We start from the raw sequence: 265 nt of genomic DNA, 5'->3' as shown, positions 1-265 counted from the left end.
CCACTCATCGCATTGGTTGTCGTACGGAGTGATAAAATCACGTCTTCAAACTCATCATCCATATCCAACGTTTGTGGCAATAAATATGACACATTACTTGAAGGGGTAACTGAAATCATATTGTTTGAACGTTTCTTATTGTTTAAAATGTAGGCTTTGGCTTGTTCGCCAGCCTTCGTTGATTCTTCTGTGACAAAGTCAACCAAATCATGGACATGGAGTGCATTTCCACATGCGAATAACCCTTCTACACTCGTTTGATAGG

The 265-nt window shown here is 40.0% G+C and carries 1 protein-coding gene; it reads right to left on the bottom strand.

Annotation, left to right across the window (positions count from 1 at the left end):
• A partial coding sequence (locus ABCO64_RS10830; RefSeq protein ID WP_343089488.1) for a hypothetical protein occupies positions 1 to 206 on the bottom strand: 206 nt, incomplete at its 3' end.
• Positions 207 to 265: the final 59 nt, after the last annotated feature.

Source organism: Methanocalculus natronophilus (genome assembly GCF_038751955.1).
Taxonomy (GTDB): Archaea; Halobacteriota; Methanomicrobia; order Methanomicrobiales; family Methanocorpusculaceae; genus Methanocalculus; species Methanocalculus natronophilus.
This window is presented reverse-complemented; position numbering and strand designations above follow the sequence as displayed.